Source organism: Streptomyces sp. (assembly GCF_031178505.1).
GTDB lineage: Bacteria > Actinomycetota > Actinomycetes > Streptomycetales > Streptomycetaceae > Streptomyces > Streptomyces gulbargensis.
In genome coordinates this window covers 1-8,109 of the sequence record NZ_JAPSIW010000274.1, presented here as the reverse complement: position 1 = coordinate 8,109, position 8,109 = coordinate 1, and the positions used below count along the sequence as shown (strand labels likewise).

Sequence of the window (8,109 nt, the reverse complement as noted above, 5' to 3'; positions counted from 1 at the left end):
CCGATCGGCTTCCACGCCCTCGGCAACCCGCTCCGGCCCACCGACACCGTGATCTGGGCGTCCTCCCTCACCGACGGCGCCGACGGCACCGCCCTCAAGATCTCCGGCGGCCGGCTCCACGCGCTGCACGCCACCGGTGATGTGGACCTCGGTGGCGGCTGGGACGCCTACAACACCGTGATCGGCGCCGGCGACCTGACCGCCGACGGCCGCGGCGACCTGCTGGCCCGCGACAAGGCCACCGGTGACCTGTGGCTGTACCCGGGACGCGGCACCGGCGAGGGCTTCCTGAGCCGGATCAAGGTCGGCACGAACTGGAACACCCTCGACACGCTCGCCGGCGCCGGTGACGTCACGGGCGACGGCACCGCCGACCTGATCGGCCGGGGCACCGACGGCCTCCTGTGGCTCTACCCCGGCACCGGCCAGTCCGGCGCCCTGTTCACCCGTCCCGTCCCGGTCGGCTCCGGCTGGCAGGGCATGACCGCCGTGGTCTCCCCCGGCGACGTGAACGGCGACGGCCTGGCCGACCTGACGGCCCGCGACGCCGCCGGCGCCCTGTGGCTCTACCCGTCCACCGGCGCGGGCTACGACATCCGCGTGGCCCTCGGCACGGGCTGGAACTCCTTCACCGCCCTGAGCTGACCCCCTCCCGCGTCACCCCGCCACGGCCCCGGCCGGAACGTCCCCCGAGGACGCCCCGGCCGGGGCCGTGCCGCGCCGCCCGGCCGTGACAAGCGGCGCGCTTCCGGCACACTGGAGGATTGGCCGTCACGGGACGGCCCGCCAGGCCGGAAGGACCCGATCACAGGTGAATGGACCTCTCATCGTCCAGAGCGACAAAACACTGCTCCTGGAGGTCGACCACGAGCTCGCCGAGGCGTGCCGGCGGGCCATCGCGCCCTTCGCCGAGCTGGAGCGGGCGCCCGAGCACATCCACACGTACCGGGTGACGCCGCTCGGCCTGTGGAACGCGCGGGCCGCCGGGCACGACGCCGAGCAGGTGGTGGACGCGCTGGTGGAGTTCTCGCGCTATCCGGTGCCGCACGCGCTGCTCGTGGACATCGCGGAGACCATGGCCCGGTACGGGCGGCTCACGCTCTCCAAGCACCCGGCGCACGGGCTGGTCCTCACCACCACCGACCGGCCGGTCCTGGAGGAGATCCTCCGGTCGAAGAAGGTGCAGCCGCTGGTCGGGGAGCGGATCGACCCGGACACGGTGGTCGTGCACCCCTCGGAGCGGGGGCAGATCAAGCAGACGCTGCTGAAGCTGGGCTGGCCGGCGGAGGACCTCGCCGGATACGTGGACGGGGAGGCGCACCGGATCGACCTGGCCGAGGACGGCTGGGCCCTGCGGCCGTACCAGCAGCACGCCGTCGAGGGCTTCTGGCACGGCGGTTCGGGTGTCGTCGTGCTGCCCTGCGGCGCGGGCAAGACGCTCGTGGGGGCGGGCGCGATGGCGAAGGCGAAGGCGACGACGCTGATCCTCGTCACGAACACGGTCTCCGCGCGGCAGTGGAAGAGCGAGCTGGTGCGGCGGACCTCGCTGACGGAGGACGAGATCGGCGAGTACTCGGGGACGCGGAAGGAGATCCGGCCGGTCACCATCGCCACGTACCAGGTCCTCACGACCAGGCGGAAGGGCGTCTATCCGCACCTGGAGCTGTTCGACTCCCGCGACTGGGGGCTGATCGTCTACGACGAGGTGCACCTGCTGCCGGCGCCGGTGTTCAAGTTCACCGCCGACCTCCAGGCGCGGCGGCGGCTGGGGCTGACGGCGACGCTGGTCCGGGAGGACGGGCGCGAGTCGGACGTGTTCTCGCTGATCGGGCCCAAGCGGTTCGACGCGCCGTGGAAGGAGATCGAGGCGCAGGGCTACATCGCGCCCGCCGACTGCGTCGAGGTGCGGGTGAACCTGACCGACGCGGAGCGGCTCGCGTACGCGACGGCCGAGGCCGAGGAGAAGTACCGCTTCTGCGCGACGACGGCGACGAAGCGGAAGGTCACCGAGGCGCTGGTGAAGAAGTTCGAGGGGCAGCAGATCCTCGTCATCGGGCAGTACATCGACCAGCTCGACGAGCTCGGCGAGCACCTGGACGCGCCCGTCATCAAGGGCGAGACGTCGAACGCGCAGCGGGAGAAGCTGTTCGACGCTTTCCGTACCGGCGAGATCAGCGTGCTCGTCGTGTCGAAGGTGGCGAACTTCTCCATCGACCTGCCGGAGGCGACGGTCGCGATCCAGGTGTCGGGCACCTTCGGCTCGCGCCAGGAGGAGGCGCAGCGCCTGGGCCGGGTGCTGCGGCCGAAGGCGGACGGGCACCAGGCGCACTTCTACTCGGTGGTGGCGCGGGACACGATCGACCAGGACTTCGCGGCGCACCGTCAGCGGTTCCTGGCGGAGCAGGGGTACGCCTACCGGATCGTGGACGCGGACGAGCTGCTGGGCGGGTAGGGGCTCGCTCCGGGGAGCGGGGCCGCCCGGTGCGGGCGGGGCCGGGAGCGGGCAGGGCGCGGGGCGCGCGCGGGCGGGCGCGGGCGCGGGAAATCAGGTGGCCCGCGCGGCGGGGCCGCGGCTACACTCGCCAGCTTCCCGCCTCCCGCCTCGTGCCCGTGGAGCGCCGCCGTCCGGTCGGAAACCGGCGGCCACTTCGTCGTGTCCGTGTACGTACCGCCCGGAGGCTTCACCGTGTCCGCATCCGACCCGCTCTCCGACCCCCTCGCACGCGAGCGCGCCCACCTGGCGGCGTCCCGCGCCGCCCTGCGCGCCATGCGCGAGGACGTGGAGGCGCTCGACATCAAGGACGTCACGGCGAACTGGGTCAACTCGCTCGTCCTCGGCCGGCAGATCGAGGAGCGGATCAAGGCCCTCGCCGACCTCGCCGGCACCCCGCTGTTCTTCGGCCGCCTCGACTACCTGCACACCGCGCAGGAGGGGCAGCGCTTCTACATCGGGCGGCGGCACGTCCACGACGCCGACGGCGAGCCGATGGTGATCGACTGGCGTGCCCCGGTGTCGCAGCCGTTCTACCGGGCGTCGCGGAAGGATCCGCAGGACGTGGGGCTGCGGCGCCGCTTCGGCTACACGGGCGGCGAGCTCACCGCGTACGAGGACGAGCACCTGTCGGACCCGGGCGAGCAGGAGCGGACGAGCCGGCTGCTCCAGGCGGAGATCGAGCGGCCCCGTGTCGGTCCGATGCGGGACATCGTGGCGACGATCCAGCCCGAGCAGGACGAGATCGTCCGTTCCGGGCTGTCGGGGACGGTGTGCGTGCAGGGAGGTCCCGGGACCGGTAAGACGGCGGTGGGTCTGCACCGGGTGGCGTACCTGCTGTACGCGCACCGGGAGCGGCTGGCCCGCACGGGCACGCTGGTGATCGGGCCGAACCGGTCCTTCCTCCACTACATCGAGCAGGTGCTGCCCGCGCTCGGTGAGCTGGAGGTGCAGCAGGCGACGGTGGACGACCTGGTGGCGCACGTGGAGGTGCGGGGTACGGACGCGGCGGCGACGGCGGTCGTGAAGGGTGACGCCCGGATGGCGGAGGTGCTGCGGCGGGCGCTCCGCTCGCACGTGTCGATGCCCCGGGAGCCGCTGATGGTGGTGCGCGGTTCGCGGCGCTGGCGGGTTCCGGCGTACGAACTGGAGGAGATGGTCCGGGAGTTGCTGGACCGGGACATCCGGTACGGCGCGGCCCGGGAGGCACTTCCGCAGCGCATCGCCCACGCCGTCCTCGTCCGGATGGAGGAGGCCGGCGAGGCGCCCGACGACCGGGTGCAGAACGCGGTCGCGCGGAACACGGCGGTGAAGGCGGTGGTCAACGCCTGCTGGCCCGCGGTGGATCCGGCCAAGCTGGTGCTGCGGCTGCTGGGCGACGCGGACTTCCTGGCCGAGCACGCGGACGGTCTCCTCGACGAGGAGGAGCGGAAGCTGCTGCTGTGGGAGAAGCCGGCGCGCGGGGTGAGGTCGGCGCGGTGGTCGGCGGCGGACGCGGTGCTGATCGACGAGGCGAAGGACCTGGTGGAGCGGACGCAGTCGCTGGGGCACGTGGTCCTGGACGAGGCGCAGGACCTGTCGCCGATGCAGTACCGGGCGGTGGGGCGGCGGTGCACGACCGGTTCGGCGACGGTCCTCGGCGACCTCGCGCAGGGGACGACGCCGTGGGCGACGGAGAGCTGGGCGCAGGCGCTGGCGCACCTGGGGAAGCCGGAGGCGGTGGTGGAGGAACTGACCGCCGGTTTCCGTGTGCCGCGTGAGGTGATCGCGTACGCCTCGCGGCTGCTGCCGCACATGTCGCCGGGGCTTGCGCCGGTGGAGTCGGTGCGGGAGAACCCCGGTTCGCTCGCCGTGCGCCGGACGGAGCCGGGCGCTCTGGACGCGGAGGTGGTGGCGGCGTGCCGGGAGGCGCTGGAGCACGAGGGCTCGATCGGTCTGATCGCGGCGGACGCGCGGATCGCGCCGCTCGCCGAGGCCCTGGCGGCGGCCGGGCTCGCGTCCCTCTCGCCGGGTGAGGAGACCACGGCCGTGTCGCGTCTGACGCTGGTGCCGGCCTCGCTCGCGAAGGGTCTGGAGTACGACTACGTCGTCCTGGACGAGCCGGCGGCGGTCGTGGACGGCGAACCGGACGAGCGGACGGGGCTGCGGCGGCTGTACGTGGCGCTGACGCGTGCGGTGTCGGGGCTGACGGTGGTCCACGCGGCGGCGCTGCCGGAGCAGTTGGGCGGCATCTGATCCCGACCGGCCCGGGGCGCGGCCGGAGCAGTCGGGCCTGATCCCGACCGGCCCGGGCGCGGCCGGGACGGGGATCAGGGCCGGCTCAGGTGCTCGCCACGTGGTCGGCGAGGGCCTCCGTGCGGGTGCGGCGGGCGACGGCGGCGAGGACCGGGTTCGTGGTGCGGTAGTGGTTCTCGGTGACGACGCCCCAGCACAGGGCCCAGCCCCGGCCCCGGGCCCAGGTGGCGTCGTCGAGCTCCGCCGCCTCGCGGAAGAGGGGGCGGGTCGCGTCGGTGAGGAGCGTCCAGGCGGCCATCATGTCGCAGGCCGGGTCGCCGGTGCCGAGGCCGCCGAAGTCGATCACGGCGTGGAGGCGGCCGGCGCGGGTCAGGAGGTTGCCGGGCAGCAGGTCGGCGTGGACCCAGACCGCCTCGCCGCGCCACTGCGGCAGGGCGAGGGTCCGCTCCCAGGCGTCCGTCGCCGCGTCGGCGTCGAGGTCCCCGGTGGCGGCGAGGGCCTGGACCGCGCCGGGCATGGCGCCTTCCTCCCACGCGGTGACGGGGCCGCCACGGAAGGAGGGGGGACCGCCGGTCGCGTCGACGCGGCGCAGGGCGGCGCCGAAGCGGCCGAGGGCGACGGCGGCGTGGGCGAGGTCGGTGACGGGGGCGGTGAAGGCGTCCTGGCCGTCGATCCAGCGGTAGACGGACCACGGCAGGCCGAAGCCCTCGCCGGGGGCGCCGAGCCCGACGGGTTCGGGGACGGCGAGTGGCAGGTGCGGTCCGATCCGGGGCAGCCAGCGCTGTTCCTTCTCCACCTGGCGTACCGCCCAGGCGGCCTTCGGTACCCGTACCACCAGCTCGTCCCCGAGCCGGAACATCGCGTTGTCGGTCCCGGCCGACTCGACCTCGCGCACGTCGAGCGCGGACCAGTGCGGGAACTGCGCGGCCACGAGCCGCCGCACGAGCGGCACGCCGACGACGGCCCCCGGACTCTGCGTGGGATCGGCCATGCGCGGGAGGCTAACGGGGCGGGGCGGGCGGCGACCACGGATTTTCGCCCCCCGGGGCGGCGTCTACAAATCTTCGCGCGTGCCCGCCGGAGCCGGCCCCCTCAGCCGTCCAGCGCCTCGCGCCAGGCGCGGACCGCTTCGGTGGAGACCGGGGCGGTCCAGCCGGCGGGTCGGGCCGCGCCGCCGATGTGGAAGGCGGTGAGTCCGGCGGCGCGGAGGGCGGGGAGGTGGTCGAGGCGGAGGCCGCCGCCGACCAGGATCTGGGGTTCGTAACCCGGTTCGCCGGCGCGGGCGGCCTCGGCGGTGAGGGTGGCGAGACCGTCGTCGACGCCGCCGGCCGCGCCGGCGGTGAGGTAGGTGTCGAGTCCCGGCAGGTCGGCGACGCTCTTGCGGAGGGCGTCGCGGTCGGCGGCGCGGTCGATGGCGCGGTGGAAGGTCCAGGGGCAGCCGTCGAGGACGGCGATGAGCCGTTCGACGGCGACCAGGTCGGGTGCGCCGTCCGCCGTGAGGAAGCCGAGGACGAACTCGTCCGCCCCGGCCTCCCGCAGTTCGGCCGCACGGCGGACCAGGGCGTCCATGTCCCCGGCGGCGAAGCCGTCGCTGAGGCGGAGCATCACGCGCAGCGGGATGTCGACGGCTGCCCGGACGGCGGCGAAGCGGGCCGGGGACGGGCTGAGGCCGTCCGCCGCCATGTCGGTGACGAGTTCGAGCCGGTCGGCGCCGCCGTTCCGGGCGGCGACCGCGTCCTGCTCGTCGAGGGCGATCACCTCAAGGACTGCACGGTTGCTCATCGAGCCCATTCCTCCACGAAGACGGCGACAGGTCTAGTCCAATGACCAGACTAGCCGTGCGAGTGACCGGGCGCACCGTGCCCGTCACCGCCGGTTCCGGACGTGGCGGGCGCGGGGGCCTCGACGGGAGCCTTCCCGTTCGCGCCCGCCGTCACCGTGAAGGCGGCCGTCCGAACCTTTCCCTCGTGCTGGAAGTCGAGGAAGAGGCGGTACGTGCCCGCGCTGGGCGCCGTCGCCGTGAAGGAGACGTCCGGGCCGGGGCCGCCCTCGTTCGGGTGCACGTGGAGGTAGGCCAGGTCGCCCTGGCGGAGGGCGACGAGGTGTCCGTACGCCCCGAGGTACGGCTCCAGGTCGGTGACGGGCTTGCCGCCCTTGGTGACGGTGAGCCGCAGTTCACCGGCCTTGCCGGGGTCGAGGGTGCCACCCAGGCGGACCTGGTAGCCGTCGACGGTCGCGGTCGGCGCGGCGGCCGGGAGGGGCCGGGGCGCGTAGGCGCCGGGGACGGCGAGGTCGGCGCCGAGGGTGAGCGCCTTGGCGCCGGGGGCGGCCGGCTTGAAGTCGGCGAAGGCCTTGTACCCGCCGGCGGCGGGCAGGTCGACGGCGGTCATCCAGGTGCCATCGGGCGCCTTCTCGGGGTGCAGGTGACGGAAGACGGTCAGGTCGCGCGAGGCGACGATGAAGTGCAGTTCCTTGCCGTGCTCGGTGGTGAAGGCGGTGACCTTCCGGCCGGCGGCGTCCTTGACGGCGAACTTCAGGACGCTGCGGCCGGCGGTGGTGGTGGGCGTCTCCAGGGCGAGGGTGTAGCCGCCGTCGGAGAGCTGGAGGCCGCCGGGGAGGTGGGCGGGCGCGGCGGCGCCGTCACCCTCGCCGTGTCCGGCGTGTCCGTCGGCGCCCGTACCCGTGCCCGTGTCCGTGCTCGCGTTCGCGCTCGCCGAGGGGGCGGCGGCGTGCTCGCCGTGGCCGGCCTTCGCCGGTTCCGCGACGGGGCCGACGCCCTTGCCGATCCCGTACGCGGTTCCGAAGGTCGCGGCGAGCGCGGCGGCAAAGGCGGTGATCTTCGCTCCGGTGTTCATGGCTGCTCTCCCGTACGTGGGTGGCGGGTGTGCCCGTTCGATACACCTCACCATACCCCTGGGGGGTATCAAGTCAAGCCGGGACGGCACTTGCTTCCGATACCACCGGGGGGTATATATGGATCACGAACGGATACCCCCCAAGGGTACCTACCGCCGTCTGGACGAGGAGAGAGAGCCATGGGCTCCTGCTGCACCCCTGACCACAGCTGCTCCACCAACACCGGCGAGGCCACCACGGCCACCGCCGTCGCCGAGAGCACCACCACGGTCTACGCCGTCTCCGGCATGACCTGCGGCCACTGCCGTACCGCGATCACCACCTCCGTCGGCTCCCTCGACGGCGTCCTTTCCGTCGACGTGGACATCGCCGGCGGCCTGGTGACCGTGACCACCGGCGGCGCCCCCGACGACGCCGCCGTCGCCGCAGCCGTCGACGACGCCGGTTACGAGCTGACCGGCCGCGCCTGACCGGCACCGCCACGACCGCCCCGGCCGCCGGGGCCCGGCCGCCATCCGCCGGGCCCC

Annotated in this window: 7 protein-coding genes; 4 read left to right on the top strand and 3 right to left on the bottom strand. The window is 74.0% G+C overall.

Annotated features, from left to right (window positions below; translation table 11 throughout):
• The 3 genes from RIF68_RS18930 to RIF68_RS18920 form a co-directional block, all read left to right on the top strand.
• The coding region (locus RIF68_RS18930; RefSeq protein WP_309052464.1) for a VCBS repeat-containing protein at positions 1-645 on the top strand (645 nt) is incomplete at its 5' end.
• 166 nt (positions 646-811) lie between these two features.
• Positions 812-2,452, top strand: a complete 1,641-nt coding sequence (locus tag RIF68_RS18925; protein ID WP_309052463.1) for a DNA repair helicase XPB — start codon at positions 812-814, stop codon at positions 2,450-2,452.
• Positions 2,453-2,686: 234 nt separating this feature from the next.
• Entirely contained in the window at positions 2,687-4,726 is a 2,040-nt protein-coding gene (locus tag RIF68_RS18920; RefSeq protein ID WP_309052462.1) for a UvrD-helicase domain-containing protein, read from the top strand.
• An 85-nt stretch (positions 4,727-4,811) separates the two neighbouring features.
• Here the strand turns inward: RIF68_RS18920 and RIF68_RS18915 are convergent, their stop codons facing one another.
• The 3 genes from RIF68_RS18915 to RIF68_RS18905 all read right to left on the bottom strand — a co-directional run bounded on the left by RIF68_RS18915 (position 4,812) and on the right by RIF68_RS18905 (position 7,581).
• Entirely contained in the window at positions 4,812-5,717 is a 906-nt protein-coding gene (locus RIF68_RS18915; protein ID WP_309052461.1) for an aminoglycoside phosphotransferase family protein, read from the bottom strand.
• Between the two features lie 101 nt (positions 5,718-5,818).
• Positions 5,819-6,508 (bottom strand): copper homeostasis protein CutC, encoded by a 690-nt coding sequence (locus RIF68_RS18910; protein WP_309052460.1) that lies wholly within the window; start codon positions 6,506-6,508, stop codon positions 5,819-5,821.
• A gap of 50 nt (positions 6,509-6,558) precedes the next feature.
• Positions 6,559-7,581, bottom strand: coding sequence for a hypothetical protein (locus RIF68_RS18905; RefSeq protein WP_309052459.1), 1,023 nt, complete (start codon positions 7,579-7,581; stop codon positions 6,559-6,561).
• A 180-nt stretch (positions 7,582-7,761) separates the two neighbouring features.
• Here RIF68_RS18905 and RIF68_RS18900 point away from each other — a divergent pair, with 180 nt between their 5' ends.
• Entirely contained in the window at positions 7,762-8,052 is a 291-nt protein-coding gene (locus tag RIF68_RS18900) for a cation transporter (RefSeq protein ID WP_309052458.1), read from the top strand.
• Positions 8,053-8,109 lie beyond the last annotated feature (57 nt).

Bases quoted from the DNA above. Each gene is read 5' to 3' on its own strand.
- RIF68_RS18900 (WP_309052458.1), top strand. From the start codon at position 7,762: ATGGGCTCCTGCTGCACCCCTGACCACAGCTGCTCCACCAACACCGGC.
- RIF68_RS18910 (WP_309052460.1), bottom strand. From the start codon at position 6,508: ATGAGCAACCGTGCAGTCCTTGAGGTGATCGCCCTCGACGAGCAGGAC.
- RIF68_RS18915 (WP_309052461.1), bottom strand. From the start codon at position 5,717: ATGGCCGATCCCACGCAGAGTCCGGGGGCCGTCGTCGGCGTGCCGCTC.
- RIF68_RS18905 (WP_309052459.1), bottom strand. From the start codon at position 7,581: ATGAACACCGGAGCGAAGATCACCGCCTTTGCCGCCGCGCTCGCCGCG.